This is a genomic window from Pseudoalteromonas byunsanensis, assembly GCF_001854475.1.
GTDB classification, from domain to species: domain Bacteria; phylum Pseudomonadota; class Gammaproteobacteria; order Enterobacterales; family Alteromonadaceae; genus Pseudoalteromonas; species Pseudoalteromonas byunsanensis.
The window spans coordinates 61,829-85,801 of sequence record NZ_MNAN01000028.1; the positions used below are offsets into that span (position 1 = coordinate 61,829).

Below are 23,973 nucleotides of genomic sequence, written 5' to 3' on the forward strand. Positions count from 1 at the left end.
CAACAGCATCAATCGTTTTCATCATAAACGTCAATCCAACTGACAACATTGTGCAATTTATTTTATTGATAACCAAAGAAACAAGTTAAACTGGTGGCATATTTATAATCTCTTGCAAAATGAGAAATTGACCATGTTAAGTGACAAACCTTCAATAGAACAACTTCGATGGATTATGTCTCGTCTACGCGACCCTGAAACAGGCTGCCCTTGGGACACAAAGCAGACTTTTTCTTCCATTTCACCATACACAATTGAAGAAGCATATGAAGTGGCCGATGCCATTGAAAGTAATGACATGGTCGCACTTAAAGATGAGCTGGGAGACTTATTATTTCAAGTTGTTTTCTACGCTCAGATGGCAAAGGAGCAAGGAGCGTTTGATTTTGAAGATATTGTGGTGGGCCTTAATGAAAAGCTTATTCGTCGACATCCACATGTATTTGATAAGCAAGAACAGTTAACAGATACGCAGCTTGAAGTTCAGTGGCAGGCTATAAAAGCACAAGAGCGAGCAAAAAAGAAAAGCAGTACAGCTGGTGAGCCACTTTGGCATGATATTCCTAAAATGCTGCCAGCGTTATCTCGTGCTCAAAAAATCCAAAAACGAGCTTCAGCATTAGGGTTTGATTGGCCAGATTATCATGGCGCACTTGATAAAGTTACAGAGGAAGTGCAAGAGGTCAGTGAGGCATTGTCGATTGACCCTCATTCGGCACATAGTGCAGAGGAGTTGGGGGATCTCTTGTTTGCCACGGTGAATGTTGCGCGTCATGCAAAGCACGACCCTGAGCAAATATTGCGCCTTGCATGTGATAAGTTTGTGCGTCGCTTTGAGCGGGTTGAGAGCACACTTCATCAACAAGGACTCAGTTTAGGAAATGCGTCTCTAGAAGAGATGGACCTAGCTTGGGAGCAAGTTAAAAAACAACAAAGTAGCTGAACAAGTACTGGGTGATGTAAATATTTAGCTGGATTGATTTATGCCTCTTTGCTATACTATCGCCCCGTCTTGATTCTTATTTAAATTCCATTTTTCCTGATATTCTAGGGTTCGCATGAGTACAAAATTTATCTTCGTAACGGGCGGAGTTGTTTCCTCCTTGGGTAAAGGTATTGCAGCTGCATCTTTAGCCGCTATTTTAGAAGCACGTGGCTTGAATGTAACTATTCTTAAGCTGGATCCTTATATCAATGTTGATCCGGGCACTATGAGTCCAATTCAACACGGTGAGGTGTTTGTAACCGAAGACGGCGCTGAGACCGATTTAGATTTAGGTCACTACGAACGCTTCATTCGCACCAAAATGACAAGTCGTAACAATTTCACGCAAGGCCGTGTTTTTGAAGATGTATTACGTCGAGAACGTAAAGGCGAATACCTAGGTGCCACAATTCAGGTTATTCCTCATATCACAAATGATATCAAACGCCGTGTGCTCGAAGGTGCTGACGGTTACGATATTGCGATTGTTGAAGTAGGCGGAACTGTTGGTGATATTGAATCACAACCTTTCCTAGAAGCGCTACGTCAGTTGGGCACAGAACTGGGTCGTGAACACGCATTGTTCATGCACTTAACTCTGGTTCCATTCCTTGGCACCGCAGGTGAGGTTAAAACTAAGCCAACACAGCACTCGGTTAAAGAGCTACGTTCAATCGGTATTCAGCCTGACATTCTTGTTTGTCGTTCAAGCTGTAAGTTACCTGCTAATGAGCGTGCCAAAATTGCTCTATTTACCAATGTGGAAGAAAAAGCGGTTATTTCACTTCCTGATGTAGATAGCATTTATAAAATTCCAGCGTTGCTTAAATCTCAGGATTTAGACAATTTGGTTTGCCGTCGTTTCTATTTAGAAGTACCAGAGGCGGATCTTTCCGAGTGGGAACAAGTGTTATATCAAGAGTCTAACCCAACGGGTGAAGTGACAATTGGTATGGTTGGTAAATATACAGAGTTGCCAGATGCGTATAAATCGGTAAACGAAGCATTGAAACATGCAGGCCTTAAAAACCGTTTAACGGTAAACATTGAATATGTTGATTCTCAAGACATTGAAAGCAAAGGTGTTGAGAGGCTTGCACATTTGGATGCTATCTTAGTACCAGGTGGCTTTGGTCACCGTGGTGTTGAAGGTAAAATTCTTGCAGCTAAATACGCGCGTGAAAATAAAATCCCTTATCTAGGTATTTGTTTGGGGATGCAGGTAGCTCTAATTGAGTATGCGCGTAACGTAGCCGGCCTTGAAGGTGCAAACTCAACCGAGTTTGATTCTAAATCTGCACACCCAGTGGTTGGCTTGATCACGGAGTGGTTAGATGCCGAAGGTAATGTTGAAGTACGTGACGAAGAGTCTGATTTAGGTGGAACTATGCGTCTGGGCGCACAGAAATGTCATCTTAAGAAAGGTTCTAAAGTCCATGAGGTGTATGGTAGTGATGAAACTGTCGAGCGTCACCGTCATCGCTATGAAGTGAATAACCACTATGTAGAACGCCTTGAAAAAGCGGGCTTACAGTTTACGGGATTGTCTGAAGATAAAAAGCTGGTGGAGATCATTGAGAATAAAGATCACCCTTGGTTTATCGCAGCCCAGTTCCACCCTGAGTTTACATCTACTCCGCGTGATGGACACCCATTGTTTGAAGGTTTTGTTGCGGCGGCATATAGCCACCAAAAAGCAGAATCTTAATATATATAAAGCCGTGCTTATGCACGGCTTTTTTATGTCGTAGTAAGTGTTGGTTTGAGTTTAAAGTTTAAGTTCAAACCAGTGCTTATTTTATAAGTTATATACATTATTACACTCACCACTTTGGGAATAAGAGGAATCAAGATGTCAAAAATCGTAAAAGTGATTGGCCGTGAAGTTATGGACTCACGTGGTAACCCGACGGTTGAAGCAGATGTTCACTTAGCTTCGGGCGCATGGGGTCGTGCCTGTGCACCATCAGGTGCATCAACGGGTACTCGTGAAGCGCTAGAGCTACGCGACGGTGATAAAGCACGTTACTTAGGCAAAGGTGTTTTAACCGCCGTTAACTATATTAATGTAGACATCGCTCAGGCGCTAGAAGGTAAAGATGCGTTGGAACAGCGCGCGATTGACCAAATCATGATCGATTTAGATGGCACTGAGAATAAAGAAAAATTAGGTGCTAACGCGATCTTGGCGGTATCTCTTGCGAATGCTAAAGCAGCTGCACAAGAAAAAGGCGTTGCATTGTACGAGCATATTGCTGACATCAACGGCACCTCTGGCCAGTATTCAATGCCTGTACCTATGATGAATATCATCAACGGTGGTGAGCACGCAGATAATAACGTAGATATTCAAGAATTCATGATCCAGCCTGTTGGCGCAAAGAGCTTCCGTGAAGCACTTCGTATGGGCGCTGAGATTTTCCACAGCTTGAAAAAAGTATTGAACGCACGTGGTTTGAGTACAGCTGTAGGTGATGAAGGTGGTTTTGCACCTGATCTAAAATCTAACGAAGAAGCGTTAGAGGTTATTGCCTTAGCGGTTGCTGAAGCAGGTTATGAGCTAAACAAAGATATCACATTAGCACTAGACTGTGCTGCATCTGAGTTCTACGTTGATGGCAAATACGACCTTAAAGGCGAAGGCAAAGCGTTTGATTCAGCAGGTTTTGCTGACTTCCTAGCAGATCTTGCTGCACGTTACCCAATCGTTTCAATTGAAGACGGTTTAGACGAAAGTGACTGGGCTGGTTGGAAAGTATTAACGGATAAAATCGGTGACAAAGTACAACTTGTTGGTGACGATTTATTCGTAACAAATACTAAGATCTTAAAGCGTGGTATCGACGAAAACATCGGTAACTCGATCCTTATCAAGTTCAACCAAATCGGTTCATTGTCTGAAACACTTGATGCAATCAAGATGGCACAAGACGCAGGCTTCACTGCGGTTATTTCACACCGCTCTGGTGAAACAGAAGACGCAACGATTGCAGATCTTGCAGTCGGTACTGCGGCAGGTCAAATCAAAACAGGTTCGCTATGTCGTTCAGACCGTGTTGCTAAGTACAACCAACTTCTTCGTATCGAAGAAGCTTTGGGTGAAAAAGCCGTATATAAAGGTCGTTCAGAGATCAAAGGTCAGTAATAGACTGGGCTTTATTTAAGATTAAGCAAAATGCCGTCAAGTTTGACGGCATTTTTGTTTTTGGGTGGAGTGCTATCTATTTTTGTCTGCTAATGGCTCAAGTACAGATTGATAAATTTAGGAAGGTCTAAATAGCGTTGGTTCGCTTTTGACATAGAGTTATCCTCAGTAGAAAAAGCTTGCTCAATATACACTGCACCAATGGGAAAGGGTCTTACCTTTGACTTTTTAATGGTGTGTTTTACGGTGTTCCGCATCAATGTCGGATGGCGCTTCGCTTATCGCGACCTACGGGTATGCAAGCGCACGGCCGCTACGCCGGATTGTCATTTTCGCGATGCTATAAATCAACGTCGGATGGCATGGCTTCGCCACTTATCCGACCTTGTATCTTTCGGTACTAGATGGTTAGCTACCCGATAGTACATCAACAAATGAGTTAAAGCTTAAACTCTTGCGCTAAAATCTCTTGGGTGAAGTTGGTTTTTAAATAAAACCCGCGTGGCAGGGTTTTGATTAACTTGCCGTTTGGGCCAATGGCGTCGGTGGTGACCTTGCTATTGGCAGCTTTGGGGCGTATTTGCATCACCTGTCCTAGGTGCCCTGAAATTTCATCAACGCGGCCAAGAGCAATGAGTTCAATTTGCTCTTCCCAATCTCTTTTTAACAAAGCTTGCTGCAGGGCATTGGGTTGCCATAAAAAACCGCAGCCTATGGTGCGTTCAACAGGTTGCAGCTCTCGTTCTGCTAAGACCGGTAACCATAGCACATGATTGAGCTTTTTTTTCACTGTGCTTTCTTGCCACGTAGCGCCTGTTAAGTTAGTCAGCGGTACAACAGAAACATAGGTTGTTTCAAGCGGCTTACCGTTGTAACCAATAGGTAAGGATTTAAGCTCTATGCCCAAATGTTCAAAGTCAGGAACTGGTTTTGAGCCTGCACTGGCACCTAACACGTATTCGAGAAGCTGTCCTGGCCAGCCTTTTTCTTTTAGTAGGTGTTCAGGGCTCTTGAACTGATAACGCTCAGCCAGTTCGCCCAGTGTTAAGCCTGCAATGTCATCTACACGCTTCATTAATTGCGCAATAGACGTTGGGGGAGTTGGTTTATTCAAGTGGTTTTAGGTACGTGCTTTAACTTATGGCGACATTGTAACTAAATCGACGATGATAAAAAACACATAATGGGTAGTCTGACTATGAAATTGGAGATGCTATGGCTATACCCTTGAATATGAAGTTCAGTAACGTGTTGTGATTTAAAGTGGAGTAATGCATAAATCATTGTGTGGCTTTGTAAGTAAATGTTTTAAATAAAATTAAGCTTAAATTTTGTATATATGATTATTGTGATTTGAGGTATATTTTATCAAGCACTAACTTTGATTATTTTATAAGGATGAAAAATGAGTAATTACGAAAATTTAAGGCGCGATCTAATTATCCGTGATAAAGATTCATGGGACGTATTATGGCAACGAGCAGTGGCTTATTATTGGGATAATCTTGATGCATGTGATAGCCAGAAAGAAAATAAGCTATTTTATATCCTATCTGAACTTGGCGCGAAAAATATCGTTAACGAAGGAAATGGAATCGTGGCGATCAAAGCTTTCGGTACTGGTCCTGATGGGAATATCGAAAGTGCACCTAATATTGTAAAAGTCCAAATAGGTGATAGTAGTCAAAGAGAACAGCAACCTAAGTATATGTGGCAAGAAGCTTTTACAAACAAAAATTCATGGCGCAATCTCGCAATTGAGCTTCAAGTTAAATTACCCCCGTTTAGTTATGGGGACTATGCAGCTAAAAGTGCCACAATATTATCTGAATACGTCGCTTTAGGACTTTATTTTCCATTTAGTGAAAAATTTGGTCCAAGTTTTGACTACAATTCTGACGGTTCTGAAAGTTCTGCCAGCGAAAAGGTGGCGCAAAATATGTTTGAAACGCCAGTCAGCGCGGTTCAATCTAGTGACACTAGTTTTGGTGCATTAAACGAAAACGACAACTATACCAATTTAGGACAAACTGGTGACCGGGGTGGTTCGGAAGGTGTTGATGACGACTATCGTTGGTTGCAGTTTGTGCCTCGTTTAGTTGCTTATAACTGGACATTAAGTGATAAAGAGCGCATCAAGCCAGGTTCATCTTTGGCGGAATACCCCCACATTCTAGAAAGCTTGGGCTTTGAGATCCCCAGAGGATTAAGAATTGTGATGGATTACGCGAACTACCTACCAAGTGACAATGGTCAGTTTAATATTAATGAGTATACCAGCTTGTTGTCTATCGACTTTCCTAAGCCTCCAGAGAAAGAAGGTTACAACCCAATTGCTCTAGCTGATTTACTAGCTCAGCGTGGCAACCTACCATTTACGAGTTGCTAAACTTTTTTCCGGCCTGAGCCCTATTTATACCAGTAGGGTTCTACGCCAGATTGCCAATGAATAGAAAGATAAAATGATAGAATCTATTGCTAAGCAATTTAATCGTAACGGTTACTATCTCTGTGAAGATATCGGTATCCCAAAAGAGTTGTTCGCAGCAGCTAAAGAGGGAGCTTATCGTTTGTTAGAGCAAAATTACACAGACAACGCCAAACCTTGGGGATATACAGGTAATAAGGAAGAGGAGCTAACTCGAATCGAGCAAGTTCATATCGCTGATAATGCTCTTCAGCGACTTATAACCCATCCATCTGTTGGCCGATGGGCTGCTGAGTTAACAGGCGCAAAGAGAGTTAAGGTTTGGGGGAGTCAATTATATTTTAAACCAAGTGGCAGTGATAATAGGGGGCATGTAGGGTTCCATCGCGATAGTGAGCACATGCCCTATTTTAAATCAGGTGCAATTACAGCTTGGTTACCTTTGGTGGATATTGGCGAAGACTCTGGACCACTTGTGGTCGTTAAAGGTTCTCACCTATGGCCAAAATCTACTCAATTCAGCGGTGCAGGAGAGCAAGACCTAGAGTACCAAAAGCGAAAAATTATAGAAGAGCTTGATGGACAAAACTGGAAAGAAAAAGCCATGTTAATGCAAGTAGGAGGTGTTAGCTTTCATCATCATGATGCATTACATGGTAGTTACTCAAATACATCGGCTATCTGTCGGTGTGCAATAGCCATCGGTCTAATTACTGAACAAATGGAAATTGATGTTTTAGCACCAGCGTTTGGTTATGATCTAATTATAAATGAACCGTCTTTTTGCCCTGTTATTTTTAATAGGGAGTAAAAATTGATATTTGAGCCTAGTTATGAGCTTAATTATTTTACTTAAGTTGTTTATCTATAACTGAAACTAAATGTTTATTTTGGCGCGTTCGCTTCAAAAGTCTCAATATGGCTAATTTTTAAGCCAGAATTTATTTGGATGAAAAAAAACCGCATGTATATACAGTGGTTTGTTTTACTCAATTGAAATTAAAAGGTTTTTATTGTTTTTGGCGTTGGTGGATATACTTGCAAAGTGACCTAACTTGGATAAATACAACAATATGAACACAATTATCCACAGTTTCTGTGGAGAAAGTACTGTATAAATGACTTAATTGTGGATTTGTTTGTTAATTAGGCATACTTATAAAAAGTCATGCACAACCTGTGAGTAACTTGAGTAAAAGCAGGAATAATATTTGCTGTGTGTGAGAAGTTGTGGAACAATCATTTAAAATCGACTTATAAAAGAGGCACTAAGGTGATTGATGCCGAAGGTTTTCGTGCCAATGTCGGAATTGTTATCTGTAACAACCAAGGGCAAGTATTTTGGGCTCGGCGTTTTGGCCAGCATTCGTGGCAGTTTCCCCAAGGTGGTGTGGATGAAGGGGAGACCCCTGAACAAACCATGTATCGTGAATTGCATGAAGAAGTTGGCTTAAAACCTGAAGATGTGGAGATAGTAGCTAGTTCGAAACACTGGTTACGTTACAAACTACCAAAACGCTTGATCCGCAGAGATTCAAGTCCGGTTTGTATTGGCCAAAAGCAAAAATGGTTTTTACTTAAACTTAGATGTAAAGATGAAGATGTAGATTTGCTACATACTCACCATCCTGAGTTTGATGATTGGCGCTGGGTAAGTTATTGGTATCCAGTCAGGCAAGTTGTCTCTTTTAAAAGAGATGTGTATCGACGAGTGATGAAAGAGTTTGCGCCATTTGCGATGCCATTCAATAAAAGAGAACAGCAAGGCCGTGATACCAATTGGCGACAACGCCGATAAAGGAGTGAACAGTGTTAGCAACGTTGCGGTCGATAGTGGAGGCGGTTTCACAGCAAGCCAATTTAGAGGATGCGCTGACGCAATTTGTTACTTTGGTCAAAGAGGCCATGAATACAGAGTGTTGCTCCATTTACTTTGCTGACTACACACAAGATAACTTTGTTCTAATGGCCAGTGATGGCTTGAATCCACAAGCCATCGGTCAGTTTCGCATCGGTTTTACAGAAGGCTTGGTTGGTCTAGTTGCTCAACGTGAAGAACCAATAAACATCGCCCATGCCCAATCTCACCCTAGATTTAAATTGTCACCTGAAGTTAATGAAGAAGGCTATAACGCCTTTTTATCTGTGCCTGTTGTGCATCAACGTAAAGTGCTTGGGGTCATTGTAGTACAGCAAAAAATGGCGCGGGTTTTTAGCCATGATGAAGAGTCATTTTTAATTACGTTATCAGCACAATTGGCTTCTCAGTTGGCACATGCTGAGATACAAACGGTATTTGCGCAAGAAACAACAGCACATCGGACATCAGTACTTAAAGGGGTCTCCAGTGCGCCAGGTATTGCAATTGGTGAAGGGTACGCGCTGCTGCCAAAACTAGACTTTGATAGTATTGAGCCGCAAAAAGCGGAGCATACAGAACAACAAAGGCAATTGTTTTTGCAAGCGGTTGCAGCTACACGGCAAGAGTTTCATATTCTTGCCAATACACTCAGTGACAGTATTCCAAAAGAAGCGTTGGCTGTTTTTCAAGTCTATCAGCAGTTATTGGATGCTCAGAGTTTGGGGCAGCAAGTGGATGCACAGCTCAATTTAGGGTGGAATGCTAAAAGTGCGCTCAAGCATGTTATTGAGAGTTTGGTCAAACAGTTTAATGCGATGAAAGACCCTTATATAAAAGAGCGTGCCGTAGATGTAAAAGACATAGGCTTACGTGTACTTCATCACCTAGTCAGTACTGAGCATGCTGTAAAATCCTATCCTGAAGATACAATTCTTGTTACGCACACGCTGACACCGAGTATGCTTGCTGAAATACCCAAAGAAAAGCTTAAAGGGGTGGTGAGCGTGCATGGTGCAGCCAACTCTCACGCATCTATTTTAACAAGGGCGATGGGGATCCCTGCTATTTGGGGTATAGAGGATATTCCGCTACTTCAGCTAGAAGGTAAGGAAATGATTCTTGATGCATATGCGGGGCGTGTATATATTTCTCCCTCACATGCTTTGCGCCATGAATATGAGCAAATGCGTCATCAAGAAAGCTTATTGCATGACAAATTTGAAGCTGAACATGCTTTGCCTCCTGTGACGCTTGATGGTGAGCGGATCAGCTTACTGCTCAATGCAGGGTTAGATTTAAGTACTGAACCACTGACTGCAAAGTATTGCGATGGGGTAGGGCTGTACCGAACCGAAGCTTGGTTTATGCAAAAGGGCCGGTTTCCATCACAAAGTGAGCAGGAAGTCTGGTATCGAGAGGTTTTGACTCGATATCACCCAGAACCGGTGGTAATGCGTACTTTAGACATTGGTGGAGACAAAGTACTGGATTACTTTGACATCAAAGAGGAAAACCCATTTCTTGGTTGGCGTGGGATACGAGTTTCACTTGACCATCCAGAGTTATTTTTAGACCAATTAAAAGCCATGATTAAGGCTAATACAGGTCTGGGTAATTTACGTATTATGCTACCTATGGTAAGCCATACAGAAGAAGTCGATGAAACATTGGCTTTGCTTGAGCAGGTTTACTTTGAACTACAAGAAGAGTGGGCTGATCAATTCTTATTGATCGATAAGCCAGAAATAGGTGTGATGTTAGAAGTACCTTCCAGTGTATTTTTACTACCTGAATGGTCTAAAAAAGTTGATTTTTGCTCTGTGGGTAGTAATGACCTTACCCAGTACTTGCTAGCAGTAGATAGAAACAACGCACAGGTAGCAGATTTATTCGACCCATATCATCCGAGTGTTTTACGCGTTCTAAATAGTATCGCAAAAAGCTGCCAAGAATTTGAATTGCCCTTTAGTTTGTGCGGAGAGCTCGGCGGGGAGCCTGAAGGTGCCATTTTATTGGTCGCTATGGGCTACAGACGCTTGAGTATGAATATTTCTTCTTTGAGCAAAGTTAAGTGGGTGCTACGTAGGTTGCATGTCAGCAGTATGGAGTCACTTTTACAGGAATGTTTAGCACAATCCTCAGCCAAACAAGTCCACCGTTTATTGCGTAACTTTATGATTGAGCATAATTTCAGCGAACTGTTTTATCAGTCTAAATAGAAAATCTTGCAAGGGTGCACTGTAGCGCATAATGCGGTACCATAGCGCGCTCAAATAAATGAGAGATATAAGTGTATGAGCGAAGCCATTTTGCTGGTAGTCAGCTGTGCATTGCTTGGGAGTTTTGTTGGTTTCCTCGCTGGGTTGCTCGGTATAGGTGGTGGCTTAGTCATTGTACCTGTTTTGTCTGGTATTTTGCGCTACTTTAACATTGTACCTGAGTCTCAAATTGTACTCGTGGCAATCGCTACTTCACTGGCTTCAATTCTTTTTACGTCAACCTCCTCTGCGTTGGCGCATCATCGTAACGGAAATGTGCCTTGGGGTATTGCACCTTACGTGATGGGAGGCGTTGCTTTTGGCGCTTTAATTAGTGGCTTTTTGGCGGCTCTATTACCTGAACCTGTGATAAGAAGCATTTTCGCTGTGAGCGTCGTATTGATAGCCGTTAAAATGTTATACAGCAGCTCAAAGAAAAGTGTCACTTACCGCGCCCTGCCAAGTGGTCCCGTACTTGGCGCTTTAACCTCTGTTATGGGCGGGTTATCAGCGATGATTGGGATAGGTGGTGGTGCCTTAATAGTGCCGTTACTGAGCTTTTTTTCTATGGATATGAGAAAAGCCATTGGCTGTGCGTCTGCTTGTGGCATTGTTATCGCCTTGTTTGGTTCACTGGGTTATATTACTGCAGGTAGTGCCCATTATACTTTTTCTCAAGGCTTTGCTGGGTTTATCTACTTGCCAGCTTTGTTTGGAATAGTGCTCACCTCATGGTTTATGGCTCCTTTGGGAGCAAAGTCAACGCAGTTTTTACCTGTGTCGACGATAAAGAAAATTTTCGCAGCATTGCTACTAGTAATTGCTATTAATATGATCATTAGTTAAGGAAAGGCGATGGCTTTGCAATTTCCACAAATAGACCCAGTTATTTTTTCGATAGGCCCACTCAGCGTTCGTTGGTACGGTGTGATGTACTTAATTGGTTTTTTATTTGCAATGTGGTTGGCGAATAGACAAGCAGAAAAGCCAAACTCTGGGTGGAGCAAAGAACAAGTCAGTGATTTGTTATTTTATAGTATGTTAGGCGTGATTTTAGGTGGGCGTATTGGTTACGTACTGTTTTACCAGTTTTCATATTTTCTTGAAAACCCGATCTACCTTCTAAGGATTGACCAAGGTGGTATGTCGTTTCACGGTGGCGCACTCGGCGTTATCACCGCGATAGTGATATTTGCTTGGCGTTCAAAAAAGTCAATCTTATCTGTGGGTGACTTTGTTGTTCCACTTGTTCCAGTTGGTCTAATGGCGGGTCGTATTGGTAACTTTATCAATGGAGAGCTTTGGGGTCGAACAACTGATGTTCCTTGGGCGTTTGTATTCCCAACAGGTGGTCCTTTGCCAAGACATCCTTCACAATTGTATGAAGCCTTTTTTGAAGGCTTAGTATTATTTATAATGCTCATTTGGTTTGCGAAAAAGCCAAGACCTGCTGGCAGTATTGCTGGGTTGTTCTTACTTGGTTATGGTGTATTTCGTTTTGGTATTGAGTATTTCAGAGAACCAGACGCGCATATCGGCTTATATGCAGGGATGATTTCACAGGGGCAGATATTGTCTTTACCTATGGTACTTGCAGGTGCCGCATTGATAGTATGGGCGTATAGAGCTCAGCCTGTCTTGAATCATTCTGAAAAGTAATTAAGATCGCTGCTATGAAACAATATTTAGAGTTAATGCGCTATGTCAAAGAGCATGGCACTGTAAAGCAAGACAGAACAGGCACAGGAACGATCAGTGTCTTTGGTTATCAAATGCGCTTCAATTTACAAGAGGGCTTTCCTCTTGTGACCACGAAAAAGTGCCACCTTCGCTCAATTATTCACGAGCTCTTGTGGTTCTTAAAAGGCGAAACTAATATCGCGTATTTGCAAGAAAACGGTGTAAAAATTTGGGATGAATGGGCTACTGAAGATGGTGAACTTGGCCCTGTCTATGGTAAACAATGGCGCTCGTGGACGGGTGAAAATGGTCAAGTAGTGGATCAAATCAAAGAGCTTATCCATCAAATTAAAAATAACCCAGACTCCCGAAGGTTAATTGTTAGTGCTTGGAATCCGGCTTTATTGCCAGATACACAGTATTCGCCAAAAGAAAACGCAGCAATGGGTAAGCAAGCGCTACCACCTTGTCATACGTTATTTCAGTTTTATGTGTTGGATGGCAAGTTGTCATGTCAGCTTTATCAAAGAAGTGGTGATATTTTCTTGGGAGTACCGTTCAATATCGCCAGCTACGCATTGCTGACAATGATGGTTGCACAAGTCTGTGAGTTACAGCCAGGAGATTTCATTCACACGTTTGGTGATGCACACCTGTACTTGAATCACCTTGAGCAAGTTGACGAACAATTGTCACGTACGCCATTTGATAAACCAACGATGAAGATTAACCCACAGGTAAAAGATATATTTTCGTTTACCTATGAAGACTTTGAGCTTGAAGGGTATAAGGCTCATCCTCATATTAAAGCACCAGTTGCTATTTAGGAGATTTAATGAAAGTTGTTATTCCAGTTGCCGGCTTAGGCACTAGAATGCTACCTGCAACCAAAGCAATTCCAAAGGAAATGCTACCCATTGTTGATAAACCGCTTATTCAATATGTTGTTAACGAAGCGGTAGCTGCCGGTGTCAAAGAAATTGTTTTGGTTACGCATTCAAGTAAAAACTCAATTGAAAACCACTTTGATACAAGCTTTGAGCTTGAAGCGATGCTAGAGAAGCGAGTAAAGCGTCAATTGCTTGAAGAAGTACAGTCAATTTGTCCTGCGGGCGTTACTATTATTCATGTGCGTCAAGGTGAAGCAAAAGGGTTAGGTCACGCAATCAACTGCGCAGCGCCAATCATTGGCGATGCGCCGTTTGTAGTTATGTTACCTGATGTGCTCATTGACGAAGCGGCGAGTGATTTGTCAAAAGATAACTTAGCGCAGATGATCAGCCGTTTTAATGAAAATGGACAAAGCCAAATAATGGTGGAGCCAGTTGCCCATAAGGATGTTGATAAGTTTGGTATTGCGGATATTGGCGATAGGAAACTCAAAGCGGGCGAAAGTGCAGACTTAAATACCTTGGTAGAGAAACCCAATGTTGATGAGGCTCCTTCGAACTTGGCTGTCGTAGGGCGATATGTACTGAGTAAAAATATTTGGCCTTTGCTTTCCAAAACACCGCTTGGTGCGGGTGGAGAAATTCAACTGACAGACGCAATTGCGATGTTGATGGAAAGCGAAAAAGTACAAGCATATGCAATGAAAGGCAAAAGCCATGACTGTGGTAGTAAGTTGGGCTATTTGCAGGCAAATGTTGAGTATGCATTGAGACGCAGTGAGTTCAGTAAAGAGCTAAAAGCGCATATAAAAGGTCTGTTGTAAAGCAACCGATGTATTGAGTGAGAAGGTGCCTAATATGGCACCTTTTTTATTTATGTAGAAGCTGTCGCAGCGGCAAAGTATTGCCATACTAAAATTATCAAAGAAGCAGCCGATAATAATCTAGGTGAGTCAGAATAACGTTACGCAAACAGATACTGTTTTAAAGAGCCGATTTATAGAACTGCTCATTCAGGTATGCTTTTTGCATTCTACATTTAAAGTTATTTACTTAGGTTAAACAATCATGCGGTTTTTACTACTTGCGTTATGTGTAGGTTTAGTTGGGTGCCAAAGTCCCAATGATGCTAAAAAGCAACATCCGTTGTACGTAACACCAGAAAAGAAGATGGCTGGGTATACTGTTCACCAGTATGTGGGTGATCTAAGTGTTCAACTTAGCAATATATCAGGTGTACGTAAACGTAACGCTAGAATCGCTGTAATGAGCTTTTTCAGGGCCGATGGTCTAGGTGAGCAACTAGCGGACCAACAAGCCTCCGGTTTGAGCCAGCAGATCCAAGAAAGCTTGCTCACTCAATTTACTCAGTTAGGCTATCACACTGTTGAGCACCGTCTAGAAAACCAGCTTACCCTGCTTGCGAACGCCGATAGTATGCTCAGTCGCAATGTTGATAACTTACGCGAACGTCAGGATATTGACTTTGTTGTGACCGGTACACTAACTCAGCAACAACATGCCTACATCGTTAATGCCAGACTAATAGACATGCAAAGTGGCCGGATTGTCTCTGCGGCGACAACAGAGATCCCCATCAATGTGATGTGGTCAGATGAAAAAGTACAGCAGCGCGATGGTTTGATCTATCGCAGTGAATATTGATGAGGAACATGCGATGAAGAATTATTTATATATTTTGCTACTACCATTGAGTGTTGGCTGTGCGAACATGATGAGCTCTTGGGACACATCGACACAGCAAGTGTTAGAGGAGAGTGGCCAGCGCAGCGTAAATGCTCCAAATGCATCAAAAGATGCTTTTCAGTCTCGAAACGCGATACTGAACACGGCTAGTCAAATGGCTAATATGAGTAGGAAAAATATCAACCACTATGTTCGTGGAATTATGCAAGATATGGTTGAAAATCTGCAGTATGTTAATGCAAAAACACCACTGGCGGTCTCCAGCTTTGTTTATTTAGATGATAACTATGACCAAGCAACATTGCTTGGAAATCAGTTGTCAGAGAGCTTTATGCATGAGTTACATAAGTTCGGTGTTGCCGTGGTTGACTTTAAAACGACTGATTATATGCGCGTCACACCAGATGGCGACTTTGTTTTTAGCCGAGATTATTTAGAGCTTAACGAAACACAGAATTTTCAATATGTACTTGCTGGCACCTTGGTAAATCACCAAGGTGGTGTGTTGGTTAATGCGCGTATAGTGGGTATTAACAGTAAAGCCGTAGTTGGTTCTGCACAGGGCTTTATCCCACAGTCTGTAGTTGATGCGCTGGGTAATAGCTACAGAACGGATGGCATTTTATTAAAGAAAGCCAGTAACTGAGGTGTAGCATGAAACAGCAAACTTACTTTCTGACCATACTGTTACTTACACTTAGTGGGTGCCAACTTCTGATCCCAACCAAGATATACATAGAAGAGGAACGTAAGGCACAAAAACATTCTATCGATATGCAAATCAAGCAGCAGGCAATGAATGAGGAAAGTGAGCAACTAGACGAGTTTTCGGCGTTACAAAATACACGCCGCTTTAACCCATCACAGCATCACTTGCGCTTGGCTAACTATGTGGAACAGATGGCTCTCGATTTAGTCGATACTATGAATTCTGAGCAAGATATTAATATCGCAGTAACGTCGTTTGTAGACTTCGATAATAATTTGCGAACAACAAATCAGTTGGGAAATCAGCTAGCTGAAACTTTTATCCATCAACTGCAGAAGTTCGGTTATGGGGTTGTTGACTTTAAAACTGCAAATTCTGTTTCAGTAACTACCAATGGTGACTTCTCATTTTCTAGAGATGTTAGAGTATTAGCGAATAAGCGCATTGCCAGCCATATACTTTCTGGCACCATGATATATCGAAATACGGGTGTGGAAGTCAATGCTCGGGTGATTGATATAGACTCAAAGCAAGTGATTGCCACCAGTACTAAACTGGTGCCAAATTATGTGCTGCAAAGTGCAGATATTGTCTTATCTAGTGTGCGTTGAACCAGATTAAGTAGCTGACTTTTATAAAAAATCATTGAAATAATAAGGGCCAAGAAGCTATAATTTTATGCGTCTGGCCCCTTAGTTAAATGGATATAACAGTCCCCTCCTAAGGGATAGTTGCAGGTTCGATTCCTGCAGGGGCCGCCAGTTTTACTTCCTATCGAACACTTCCTTATATACAGCGCCAGTTCTAGATATGGCGAGCTCATCACTGTCATCAGTTTTACACTCATCTTTTTTATTGAGGATGGGTCAATGAATACCGATTTTATAATTAAAGCGCTAGATTTAGAGCTCTTCATACCACTGATGTCTTTAGATGATCGCGCGTTAGCAGCAGCCGGAGCTAAGTGGGTTTGTGTCGATTCTAAACCAGGCTTCCCATGTCGTGTCTCTTTGGTTGAAGCGCAAGTTGGGGAGAGAGTTATGCTTGTAAACTTTGTGCACCTTGATACCAGCTCCCCTTATCGTTCATCGGGCCCAATCTTTGTTAGAGAGCAGGCTACGACAATTAACTTGTCGGTAAATGAGATTCCAGAGGTGTTGCACTCGCGTTTGCTATCTCTTAGAGGGTATAGCTCAAGCCATGACATGATAGAGGCAGTTACGGCGCAAGGAGGGCAGCTAAAACTTGCAATGCACAACATGTTTGCCAATCCTGATGTTGGCTATGTGCAAATTCACAATGCGAACCCTGGATGCTTCAGCTGTGCTGCTTATCGCGCATAGACGTATTGATAGCTATGTGGCGCATCGCTTCGCCATTGTTACTAGCAAGTATTGACCATGCTTGCTAATTATCTAAAGCAAAGCTATCTTCGCTTTTGACTTGCACTTGAACAATGTCATTGATCTGCACGTTACTAAGTGGGCGCGTATTTAAATTAACCGCCGTTGCACTTTGCATGTTCACGTTGATCACTTTGAGTTGATCTATTGTTTTTGTTGTCGAGTTAATGACTGTGCCATTTGCTATCATGATATCGCTGCGATGCATGATAGATAGTACTTTACCAGGCTCTAGACCATGATCTTTTCCTAAGTTAATAACAACTTGCTCATTATCTAGATAAAGAATTTTTCCTTTTGTGGGAATACATGACACAGCTGTATTCAGATCTTGACTGACTTTGTTAAAGACTTCCTGAATGCGCTGCCCATAATGAGAACGCCAAAACTTCTCACTATATACGTCAATTAACTCAGTCTTTTCGAATGGCCAAATTCCCTGAGTTGTATAGTGCTGATACCAGACTCTTTCAAAAGTCATTGCATCATAAAGTGCAAAATCTATCTTAAAGCTTCTTAAGTATTCGTCGTCTTGCCAGAATGCGTAATCATTATTGAGCTTATCCAGACCGGCTACGTCGGTGATTTGACTCAATAATACATACTGACTGTTGCTATTGGTTGCTATGGTTTCAACAAGCATATGATTGTAGCCAAACTGCTGAGAAAAATACTCTCGTACATTTATTGCGGCATTCAGGTAGGGGATAGGTTTGACCGCATTGGTGCGTTCATTCAGAGTGTTGAACAGCCGTTGTGATGCTGATTTCGATATGTCAAATATTTGACCTAATCTGGCTTGATGAGGCTGGGTTAGCTGACTTTGAGTGATTGCGATTTGTTTATTAAACTGCTGTGCTAGACATTTTCCCTTTGTTGCATAGATATCTAAATGCAGTGTGACGGTATATTGGTCCTGCTCTTTACTTTCGCTAACGAGGTTAATCTGTTGAATTTCGCCGTGGGACTTCACTTTTAAATCATCTTGTCCTAGAACGCCATCAGCAACGCTTTGTACACTGGTTACTGTCGCTCCTGAGAATATAAGCGCTTGAGTAATAGCGTCTTTTACTGCTGCCTGGCGAGCTTGAGAAACATCGCGTCCTTGGGTGCTAGCGTAGCCAACGACCTCATACCACTCAGCTTTGACACCTAAGCTCATCACGCACAGCGCAAATAAAGTGATTGCTTTTACCATAATATTGAACCTCGAAAGATTGATAGTTAGTTAAAGCAATTCATGTACCATAATTTTTGGCAAGGATTGTGCATCGTCATTATCATTATTTTGATGAGGTGAGCAAAGATGAACATCAGTAGAGCGATAAATCTAGCTAATTTTATAGTAATTATAGGTTTGCTTTTTATTTTAACTGGCTGCAGTAGTGTTTTTGATAAGCATATTGAATACGAGTACATTGAACCGGATCATTATCCGGTATTGAAAGCTATTGGATATGCTCCCTTAAGTGCTCAGCCTGGAAAAAATGACACACAGAAAATGCTTATGGCGGTTAAAGTCTCTAAACTTGAGGCCTATCGTGAACTGACAGAGCAGGTTTATGGACAGAATATCTCATCGACAATGACGGTAAAAGGTGCAATAGCACAAAATGATGGACTACAGGGCCAAGTAAATGGTGTCATTAGAGGGGCAAAGGTGGTGAAGAGTTACTCTGCAGGTGACACCTATGTAACAGAGCTTGAGCTCGATATGAAGCGTGTTCATGATTTATATATTACTCAGGTGAAACCAAGAAAAATTAAGAGAGTTACATATTACTGATATAGTTTGAGGCTCTGTCTTGATAGCAGGGCCTCACAGTTACGCTTTTAAGTTTTTAACCAGCTCGTCATTGCGAGAAACGACAGCACCATCTTGGCCGTATGTCACGGAAGAAGGCACACCAATCAAAATATCTTTCAACTCTCTCACACTTAGATGTGCTAAATGAGCGGCATGAGCGTTTACTTCATTTTTATGTTTGCATTCATGCAGCAACGTTTCAATTTTAGTTGTAACGTTCTTTGCTTCTGGCTGTTGAAACAAACCACCGTCAAAGCCAGACAGTTCTTTGTCCAATTTTTGAATGGTATTAAGTAGCAGCAGCTTTTCTCTAGCAAGCTCCTTCAGGCCATCGCCTTTTTTGGCAGCCAAAGCATTCAGCTCACTGTCTAACAGCTGGGTCAGAGTTGTTAGATGAGTGAGCTGCTTTTCAAGCTTGTGTAAGCAAAGTGATAGTTGATCATCCATACATGTCAAACTCGAACGCTGCAATATTCTTAGCCAGCTTTTGAGCGTCTATTTGATACTTCCCTTCGCTGATTGCTTTTTTAAGCTCAGCCACTTTTTCGCTGTCAAATGCAGGTGCTTCTTGCGCTTTGTCCTGCAGATTTTTCAACTGTCTAGCTTGAGGTGTTAGGCTTACTGAATCAGATGCGGCTTTCTCGGGTGCCTTAGTTTGCGCACTGCTATTCGCATTTGCTTCATTTTTTTGCAACTCAGCTTTTTGTTGCTTAATATTATTAAGCACGCTGTTAGATTGCGTTTGACCTTTTACGTTATTTACCATGATAGTGACCCAAAAATTACTTTCTTGTTTAGAATATCGGCTGCTGCTTATATAACTTTAGCAAAAATTTTAGATATTGACCTCAACAGAATCAACATCTTTTACCCTCGCGGAGAGTATTTTTCCAGACTTTTGATTTTTAACTTGAATTTGTTCGCCGATATTACCATCTTGCATAGCTATGCCCGTAGTTTTTATGGTCAAGGTGGCCGTTTTTGCGTAAATATTGATGATATCACCTTTACACACCATGCAAATTTGATGCATACCGATAGGCATTCCTTCTCTTAGTGTTCGCTTACTTCGGCTACCTATTAATAAAGTTTTGTCGTCAATGTACGATGCTCGAACAAAGTGTTTGGCTCTATATTCCAGTTTTAGATGTTCTTCGGTCAACAGCTCACCTTTGGAAATAATGCTATTACTCACTATGACTGGGAACAGCTCTTCAACGCGAATATGGACGTATTGTGTCCAGCCAGATAAATCGTCACATTTAAGTTGTACAGTTACCTGCCGATTAAAAGGTGGCGACGCATTTGTTGATATATCAATCGGCTGCTCGCAATAGCGAGTTGGAAGTCTGGCATCCAAAGGAATCGCACTGATTTGAAGTTTGCTATCAGGCTTTGTCGCGGTTAAGTCTGCGATATAGGTCCTGGCAACTTCTTCAAGCGCTTGATTGTTGTAATTTTGGGCATAAACTTCACAACTGAGTAGAATATATACCATTGTGGAAAAAAACCCGCAGGTTTTGGTTTTTTTTAACAAACTCATGATGTTTCGACTATGCTTATCATGTGAAAAAGGGTATAAAGATTTTGCGTTAATTGTGGCACCTCTTCAAGAGTTATCGTTCCCTATATTAACGCCTGCAAGTATCGTTCCGTTAAGCAATATTATAGGTAGGAGATTGAGATGGCAGGTATTTTAGACTCAGTAAACCAACGTACCCAGTTGGTTGGGCAAAACCGCCTAGAGTTGTTGCTTTTCAGGCTTAAGGGTCGACAACGTTTTGGCATCAACGTATTTAAAGTACGAGAAGTGCTTCAATGTCCGCCATTGACGAACATGCCTAAGTCAAACCCCTTTGTTAGGGGTGTAGCGCATATCAGGGGGCAGACTATCTCAGTGATCGATATGTCACTGGCTGTAGGCGGCCCGCCCATCGAAGACATCCACAACTGCTTTATCATAATTGCTGAATACAACCGTTCTGTTCAGGGTTTCTTGGTTGGCGCTGTAGAGCGTATTGTCAATATGAACTGGGAAAAGATCATGCCACCACCTTCAGGGGCTGGTCGTTACTCATATCTCACCGCAGTAACTGAAATAGAAAATGAGCTAGTTGAAATATTAGATGTTGAGAAAATCCTCAATGAAATATGTCCAGTTAACACTGAGGTTAGCCAAGAAATAGTATCAGACGGCGAAATGCAAAAAGATTTAGGCGAACGGATTGTTTTTATTGCTGATGACTCAGCAGTAGCCCGAAATCAGGTGAAACGCGCTCTTGAGCCATTAGGTGTGCAAACTGAACTTGCCAAAAATGGTAAAGAGGCCCTATTGAGGCTTCGGGAAATAGCAGAAGTAGACTGTCAAAATAATATTACCGAGCGTGTAGGTTTACTTATTTCAGACGTTGAAATGCCGGAAATGGACGGTTACACACTAACGGCTGAAATAAAAGCAGATCCAAAATTGGCACCCTTACATGTTATCTTACATACTTCCTTGAGCGGGGTATTTAATCAGGCCATGATCGAAAAGGTCGGAGCCGATGATTTTATCGCAAAGTTTAACCCGGATGAATTGGCAGCTGCCGTTAAAAAGTGGGTTCACTGTGACTAATGAATGGCGGTAATACTTTGGAAAATAAGCACCTTCAACAGAATGAATATGATCAATTCAGAACTTTTCTAGAGCAGCAGTGTGGTATCGTACTTGGCGATAACAAACTGTATTTGGTGAAAAGTCGTTTGGCACCACTGATGGCACGATTTGGTGTTGATACATTATCTGCATTGGTTAGTAAAACTTTAAGCCCGCATGAGCGGCAATTACGTGCCGCAGTGGTCGATGCTATGACCACGAATGAAACTTTATGGTTTCGTGATACCTATCCGTTTGAGTTATTAAAAAGCAAAATCTTTCCAGAGTTTAGTGATTTAAGAAGGCCTGTTAAGATTTGGTCAGCGGCAAGCTCTTCTGGACAAGAGCCGTACTCAATCGCTATGTCTGCGAGTGAGTATCAGAGCAAAAGCCCTGGCGCATTGAAAATGGGCGTTCAGATTATTGGAACTGATATTTCGAATACCATGCTTGATATGTGTAAAAACGCCGAATACGACGCACTGGCTCTTGCAAGAGGGCTGTCGGTTGAACGCAGGAAGAAGTTTTTTAAAGATAGCGGCAATGGTATGGCTCAGGTTGTAGATCCTATTCGCAAAATGGTGAATTTTAGACATCTTAATTTGCTTGATTCATATGCGCTAATGGGAAAATTTGACGTTATATTTTGTCGAAATGTATTGATATATTTTTCTCCTCAAGTAAAAGCTAAAATCATTTCTCAGTTTGCCCAAGCATTAAATCCCAAAGGGTATTTGTTTCTTGGCGCTTCCGAATCAATGGCTGGACTAAGCGATTCATTTGATATGATCCGATGTAATCCAGGTATTATTTACCAGAAAAAACAATAGCATACGGCGGTGTTTCCGCCGTTTTTACTTTTGGCCCGCCTTTTGCTTTAACTCCTAAGAGTCAAATTTTTGGAGTTGTGTTATGGCAATTAGTTTTGATAAGGCGTTGGGCGTACATCCACACGCAATGCTCATCCGCTCGCAGCGGGCGGAAATTTTAGCAAGTAATATCGCCAATGCCGACACCCCAGGCTATAAAGCCAAAGACATAGATTTTGCGCAGGCATTCAAGGCGGCAAAATCGAGCCAGCAACGTGGCAATACTATGGTCCGTACCAATGAAAATCATCTCAATGGCGGAACCAAAATGACCGGTGGTGTCGAATTATTTCGTAATCCAAATCAAGCAGATACGGGTGATGGTAACTCGGTTGATGTACAAGTGGAACGGAACTTGTATGTACAAAACTCATTAGAGTACCAAGCAAGTTTGCAGTTTCTTTCTGGTAAGTTTAAAGGGCTAAATAAAGCTCTTAGTGGTCAAGGGTAATTATTATGAGTTTATATAACGTATTTGATATCGCAGGTTCAGGTATGAGTGCTCAGAATATTCGCCTCAATACAACTGCCAGTAATATCTCAAACGCAAACAGTATTAGTTCGAGCCAAGATAAAGTATATCGTGCGAGACACCCTGTTTTTGCGGCTGAGTTAACGAAAGCGTCATCGGTGCAAGATCCAACAAAGTTGGGGGCATCGGTTGGTGTAAAGGTATTGGGTATTGTGGAAAGCAATAAGCCACTGCAAGTGGAATATAGCCCCAATCATCCAAGTGCAGATAAGGATGGTTATATCTATAAACCGAATGTGAATGTCGTGGAAGAAATGACCAATATGATTTCCGCATCACGCTCGTACCAGACAAATGTACAAGTAGCAGACGCCGCTAAACAAATGCTTAGCAAAACTTTACTACTTGGTCAGCGTTAACGGGAGTATAGCTGATGAGTAATGATATTAATGCCGCATCGTCTTCTTATTTGGATTCTCTTCGCTGGTCTGAAAAAAATAGACCTGAAGAAAAAAATGACACGCTAACGCAGGAAGACTTCTTCTCGTTGTTAACGCAGCAATTGTCATATCAAGATCCAAGTAAGCCTGCGGATAATGATCAGATGATCGCACAGATGACGAACTTTACTATGGCGGAAGGTATTTCAAATCTTAATACAAAATTTGAAATGCTATCAGCTTCAATGACGTCCAATTCAGCATTGCAGGCATCGACGCTAGTTGGCAAAAAGGCATTACTCGAATCAGATACGATCAATATAGGCGCAGACCAACTTGCCAAGGGATCAGTTATTACTACTGAACCTGTTGAAGACCTGACGATTAGCATCTACGACGAGAAAAACCAATTGATCAGAACCATGAATATGGGGAGTCGTACTGCTGGGGCATTAAGGTTTGAGTGGGATGGTAAAAATCAGGATGGCACCATGATGCCAGATGGCGAGTACACAATTAAAGCTGAGGGCAGAGCGAATGGTCAATTTACTAGTCTGCCCATGGCAACATTTAAGAATATAGATAGCGTAAATGTGAACGGTGCGAATGGCATCATAATTAACACAGCTTCTGGCGCGGTGAAACTCACTGATGTCGCAGAAATCGCATAACTATCGTTAG

The 23,973-nt window shown here is 41.9% G+C and carries 26 protein-coding genes and 1 tRNA gene; 22 read left to right on the forward strand and 5 right to left on the reverse strand.

The annotated features are described in order from the left end of the window. The first annotated feature begins 133 nt into the window (after nucleotides 1-133). From mazG to eno, 3 genes are all read left to right on the forward strand, one after another. Complete coding sequence (gene mazG / locus BIW53_RS07865) at nucleotides 134-943, forward strand: nucleoside triphosphate pyrophosphohydrolase (protein ID WP_070991312.1); 810 nt, start codon at nucleotides 134-136, stop codon at nucleotides 941-943. A 115-nt stretch (nucleotides 944-1,058) separates the two neighbouring features. Further along, nucleotides 1,059-2,693 carry a CTP synthase gene (locus BIW53_RS07870; protein ID WP_070991313.1) on the forward strand — a complete coding sequence of 545 codons (1,635 nt, stop codon included), beginning with the start codon at nucleotides 1,059-1,061 and terminating at the stop codon, nucleotides 2,691-2,693. A gap of 144 nt (nucleotides 2,694-2,837) precedes the next feature. Continuing rightward, nucleotides 2,838-4,130 carry a phosphopyruvate hydratase gene (gene eno / locus BIW53_RS07875; RefSeq protein WP_070991314.1) on the forward strand — a complete coding sequence of 431 codons (1,293 nt, stop codon included), beginning with the start codon at nucleotides 2,838-2,840 and terminating at the stop codon, nucleotides 4,128-4,130. Nucleotides 4,131-4,569: 439 nt separating this feature from the next. Here eno and mutH read toward each other — a convergent pair whose 3' ends face one another. After that, on the reverse strand, nucleotides 4,570-5,244 hold the full coding sequence (gene mutH / locus BIW53_RS07880; protein WP_084228100.1) for a DNA mismatch repair endonuclease MutH: 675 nt from the start codon (nucleotides 5,242-5,244) through the stop codon (nucleotides 4,570-4,572). Nucleotides 5,245-5,535: 291 nt separating this feature from the next. Here mutH and BIW53_RS07885 point away from each other — a divergent pair, with 291 nt between their 5' ends. From BIW53_RS07885 to BIW53_RS07945, 13 genes are all read left to right on the forward strand, one after another. Further along, nucleotides 5,536-6,519 carry a hypothetical protein gene (locus tag BIW53_RS07885; protein ID WP_070991316.1) on the forward strand — a complete coding sequence of 328 codons (984 nt, stop codon included), beginning with the start codon at nucleotides 5,536-5,538 and terminating at the stop codon, nucleotides 6,517-6,519. A 73-nt stretch (nucleotides 6,520-6,592) separates the two neighbouring features. Continuing rightward, nucleotides 6,593-7,369 carry a phytanoyl-CoA dioxygenase family protein gene (locus BIW53_RS07890; protein WP_070991317.1) on the forward strand — a complete coding sequence of 259 codons (777 nt, stop codon included), beginning with the start codon at nucleotides 6,593-6,595 and terminating at the stop codon, nucleotides 7,367-7,369. Between the two features lie 462 nt (nucleotides 7,370-7,831). Then, nucleotides 7,832-8,356 carry an RNA pyrophosphohydrolase gene (rppH, locus tag BIW53_RS07895; protein ID WP_070984375.1) on the forward strand — a complete coding sequence of 175 codons (525 nt, stop codon included), beginning with the start codon at nucleotides 7,832-7,834 and terminating at the stop codon, nucleotides 8,354-8,356. Between the two features lie 11 nt (nucleotides 8,357-8,367). After that, complete coding sequence (gene ptsP, locus BIW53_RS07900) at nucleotides 8,368-10,638, forward strand: phosphoenolpyruvate--protein phosphotransferase (protein WP_070991318.1); 2,271 nt, start codon at nucleotides 8,368-8,370, stop codon at nucleotides 10,636-10,638. A 75-nt stretch (nucleotides 10,639-10,713) separates the two neighbouring features. Then, a complete protein-coding gene (locus tag BIW53_RS07905) occupies nucleotides 10,714-11,523 on the forward strand; it encodes a sulfite exporter TauE/SafE family protein (protein ID WP_070991319.1) in 810 nt (269 codons plus the stop codon). A 9-nt stretch (nucleotides 11,524-11,532) separates the two neighbouring features. Next, nucleotides 11,533-12,336 carry a prolipoprotein diacylglyceryl transferase gene (gene lgt, locus BIW53_RS07910; RefSeq protein ID WP_070991320.1) on the forward strand — a complete coding sequence of 268 codons (804 nt, stop codon included), beginning with the start codon at nucleotides 11,533-11,535 and terminating at the stop codon, nucleotides 12,334-12,336. A gap of 14 nt (nucleotides 12,337-12,350) precedes the next feature. Next, nucleotides 12,351-13,184, forward strand: coding sequence for a thymidylate synthase (locus BIW53_RS07915; RefSeq protein WP_070991321.1), 834 nt, complete (start codon nucleotides 12,351-12,353; stop codon nucleotides 13,182-13,184). An 8-nt stretch (nucleotides 13,185-13,192) separates the two neighbouring features. After that, complete coding sequence (galU, locus tag BIW53_RS07920) at nucleotides 13,193-14,071, forward strand: UTP--glucose-1-phosphate uridylyltransferase GalU (RefSeq protein WP_070991322.1); 879 nt, start codon at nucleotides 13,193-13,195, stop codon at nucleotides 14,069-14,071. Between the two features lie 244 nt (nucleotides 14,072-14,315). Continuing rightward, nucleotides 14,316-14,912 (forward strand): FlgO family outer membrane protein, encoded by a 597-nt coding sequence (locus BIW53_RS07925; protein ID WP_070991323.1) that lies wholly within the window; start codon nucleotides 14,316-14,318, stop codon nucleotides 14,910-14,912. 13 nt (nucleotides 14,913-14,925) lie between these two features. After that, complete coding sequence (locus BIW53_RS07930) at nucleotides 14,926-15,600, forward strand: FlgO family outer membrane protein (RefSeq protein WP_070991324.1); 675 nt, start codon at nucleotides 14,926-14,928, stop codon at nucleotides 15,598-15,600. Between the two features lie 8 nt (nucleotides 15,601-15,608). Beyond that, entirely contained in the window at nucleotides 15,609-16,274 is a 666-nt protein-coding gene (locus BIW53_RS07935) for a FlgO family outer membrane protein (protein ID WP_070991325.1), read from the forward strand. Nucleotides 16,275-16,349: 75 nt separating this feature from the next. After that, nucleotides 16,350-16,424: transfer RNA gene (locus BIW53_RS07940), tRNA-Arg, on the forward strand. 108 nt (nucleotides 16,425-16,532) lie between these two features. Beyond that, on the forward strand, nucleotides 16,533-17,006 hold the full coding sequence (locus tag BIW53_RS07945) for a DUF1203 domain-containing protein (protein WP_070991326.1): 474 nt from the start codon (nucleotides 16,533-16,535) through the stop codon (nucleotides 17,004-17,006). A 64-nt stretch (nucleotides 17,007-17,070) separates the two neighbouring features. Here the strand turns inward: BIW53_RS07945 and BIW53_RS07950 are convergent, their stop codons facing one another. Then, a complete protein-coding gene (locus BIW53_RS07950; RefSeq protein ID WP_070991327.1) occupies nucleotides 17,071-18,264 on the reverse strand; it encodes a flagellar assembly protein T N-terminal domain-containing protein in 1,194 nt (397 codons plus the stop codon). Between the two features lie 108 nt (nucleotides 18,265-18,372). On the opposite strand from BIW53_RS07950, the gene BIW53_RS07955 reads away from it, so the two are divergent. After that, nucleotides 18,373-18,852 carry an LPP20 family lipoprotein gene (locus BIW53_RS07955; protein ID WP_070991328.1) on the forward strand — a complete coding sequence of 160 codons (480 nt, stop codon included), beginning with the start codon at nucleotides 18,373-18,375 and terminating at the stop codon, nucleotides 18,850-18,852. Between the two features lie 39 nt (nucleotides 18,853-18,891). Here BIW53_RS07955 and flgN read toward each other — a convergent pair whose 3' ends face one another. The 3 genes from flgN to flgA form a co-directional block, all read right to left on the reverse strand. Then, a complete protein-coding gene (gene flgN, locus BIW53_RS07960) occupies nucleotides 18,892-19,320 on the reverse strand; it encodes a flagellar export chaperone FlgN (RefSeq protein ID WP_070991329.1) in 429 nt (142 codons plus the stop codon). Continuing rightward, on the reverse strand, nucleotides 19,313-19,639 hold the full coding sequence (gene flgM, locus BIW53_RS07965; RefSeq protein ID WP_070991330.1) for a flagellar biosynthesis anti-sigma factor FlgM: 327 nt from the start codon (nucleotides 19,637-19,639) through the stop codon (nucleotides 19,313-19,315). The genes flgN and flgM overlap by 8 nt, the downstream gene beginning before the upstream one ends. Nucleotides 19,640-19,708: 69 nt before the next feature. After that, nucleotides 19,709-20,416: a flagellar basal body P-ring formation chaperone FlgA gene (gene flgA, locus BIW53_RS07970; RefSeq protein ID WP_070991331.1), complete on the reverse strand. Its 708-nt coding sequence runs from the start codon at nucleotides 20,414-20,416 to the stop codon at nucleotides 19,709-19,711. Between the two features lie 141 nt (nucleotides 20,417-20,557). Between flgA and BIW53_RS07975 the strand changes: the two genes are divergently transcribed. The 5 genes from BIW53_RS07975 (at nucleotide 20,558) to BIW53_RS07995 (ending at nucleotide 23,963) form a co-directional block, all read left to right on the forward strand. Next, nucleotides 20,558-21,490 carry a chemotaxis protein CheV gene (locus BIW53_RS07975; protein ID WP_070991332.1) on the forward strand — a complete coding sequence of 311 codons (933 nt, stop codon included), beginning with the start codon at nucleotides 20,558-20,560 and terminating at the stop codon, nucleotides 21,488-21,490. 17 nt (nucleotides 21,491-21,507) lie between these two features. Further along, complete coding sequence (locus BIW53_RS07980; protein WP_070991606.1) at nucleotides 21,508-22,341, forward strand: CheR family methyltransferase; 834 nt, start codon at nucleotides 21,508-21,510, stop codon at nucleotides 22,339-22,341. Between the two features lie 82 nt (nucleotides 22,342-22,423). Then, nucleotides 22,424-22,831, forward strand: coding sequence for a flagellar basal body rod protein FlgB (gene flgB / locus BIW53_RS07985; protein ID WP_070991333.1), 408 nt, complete (start codon nucleotides 22,424-22,426; stop codon nucleotides 22,829-22,831). Between the two features lie 5 nt (nucleotides 22,832-22,836). Then, complete coding sequence (flgC, locus tag BIW53_RS07990; protein ID WP_070991334.1) at nucleotides 22,837-23,271, forward strand: flagellar basal body rod protein FlgC; 435 nt, start codon at nucleotides 22,837-22,839, stop codon at nucleotides 23,269-23,271. Nucleotides 23,272-23,285: 14 nt separating this feature from the next. Further along, nucleotides 23,286-23,963 carry a flagellar hook assembly protein FlgD gene (locus BIW53_RS07995; RefSeq protein ID WP_070991335.1) on the forward strand — a complete coding sequence of 226 codons (678 nt, stop codon included), beginning with the start codon at nucleotides 23,286-23,288 and terminating at the stop codon, nucleotides 23,961-23,963. Nucleotides 23,964-23,973: the final 10 nt, after the last annotated feature.

Excerpts from the sequence above, each read along its gene's own strand:
- mazG (WP_070991312.1), top strand. The coding sequence starts at position 134 with ATGTTAAGTGACAAACCTTCAATAGAACAACTTCGATGGATTATGTCT.
- BIW53_RS07870 (WP_070991313.1), top strand. The coding sequence starts at position 1,059 with ATGAGTACAAAATTTATCTTCGTAACGGGCGGAGTTGTTTCCTCCTTG.
- eno (WP_070991314.1), top strand. The coding sequence starts at position 2,838 with ATGTCAAAAATCGTAAAAGTGATTGGCCGTGAAGTTATGGACTCACGT.
- BIW53_RS07885 (WP_070991316.1), top strand. The coding sequence starts at position 5,536 with ATGAGTAATTACGAAAATTTAAGGCGCGATCTAATTATCCGTGATAAA.
- BIW53_RS07890 (WP_070991317.1), top strand. The coding sequence starts at position 6,593 with ATGATAGAATCTATTGCTAAGCAATTTAATCGTAACGGTTACTATCTC.
- BIW53_RS07905 (WP_070991319.1), top strand. The coding sequence starts at position 10,714 with ATGAGCGAAGCCATTTTGCTGGTAGTCAGCTGTGCATTGCTTGGGAGT.
- lgt (WP_070991320.1), top strand. The coding sequence starts at position 11,533 with ATGGCTTTGCAATTTCCACAAATAGACCCAGTTATTTTTTCGATAGGC.
- BIW53_RS07915 (WP_070991321.1), top strand. The coding sequence starts at position 12,351 with ATGAAACAATATTTAGAGTTAATGCGCTATGTCAAAGAGCATGGCACT.
- galU (WP_070991322.1), top strand. The coding sequence starts at position 13,193 with ATGAAAGTTGTTATTCCAGTTGCCGGCTTAGGCACTAGAATGCTACCT.
- BIW53_RS07925 (WP_070991323.1), top strand. The coding sequence starts at position 14,316 with ATGCGGTTTTTACTACTTGCGTTATGTGTAGGTTTAGTTGGGTGCCAA.
- BIW53_RS07930 (WP_070991324.1), top strand. The coding sequence starts at position 14,926 with ATGAAGAATTATTTATATATTTTGCTACTACCATTGAGTGTTGGCTGT.
- BIW53_RS07935 (WP_070991325.1), top strand. The coding sequence starts at position 15,609 with ATGAAACAGCAAACTTACTTTCTGACCATACTGTTACTTACACTTAGT.
- BIW53_RS07945 (WP_070991326.1), top strand. The coding sequence starts at position 16,533 with ATGAATACCGATTTTATAATTAAAGCGCTAGATTTAGAGCTCTTCATA.
- BIW53_RS07950 (WP_070991327.1), bottom strand. The coding sequence starts at position 18,264 with ATGGTAAAAGCAATCACTTTATTTGCGCTGTGCGTGATGAGCTTAGGT.
- BIW53_RS07955 (WP_070991328.1), top strand. The coding sequence starts at position 18,373 with ATGAACATCAGTAGAGCGATAAATCTAGCTAATTTTATAGTAATTATA.
- flgN (WP_070991329.1), bottom strand. The coding sequence starts at position 19,320 with ATGGATGATCAACTATCACTTTGCTTACACAAGCTTGAAAAGCAGCTC.
- flgM (WP_070991330.1), bottom strand. The coding sequence starts at position 19,639 with ATGGTAAATAACGTAAAAGGTCAAACGCAATCTAACAGCGTGCTTAAT.
- flgA (WP_070991331.1), bottom strand. The coding sequence starts at position 20,416 with ATGAGTTTGTTAAAAAAAACCAAAACCTGCGGGTTTTTTTCCACAATG.
- BIW53_RS07975 (WP_070991332.1), top strand. The coding sequence starts at position 20,558 with ATGGCAGGTATTTTAGACTCAGTAAACCAACGTACCCAGTTGGTTGGG.
- flgB (WP_070991333.1), top strand. The coding sequence starts at position 22,424 with ATGGCAATTAGTTTTGATAAGGCGTTGGGCGTACATCCACACGCAATG.
- flgC (WP_070991334.1), top strand. The coding sequence starts at position 22,837 with ATGAGTTTATATAACGTATTTGATATCGCAGGTTCAGGTATGAGTGCT.
- BIW53_RS07995 (WP_070991335.1), top strand. The coding sequence starts at position 23,286 with ATGAGTAATGATATTAATGCCGCATCGTCTTCTTATTTGGATTCTCTT.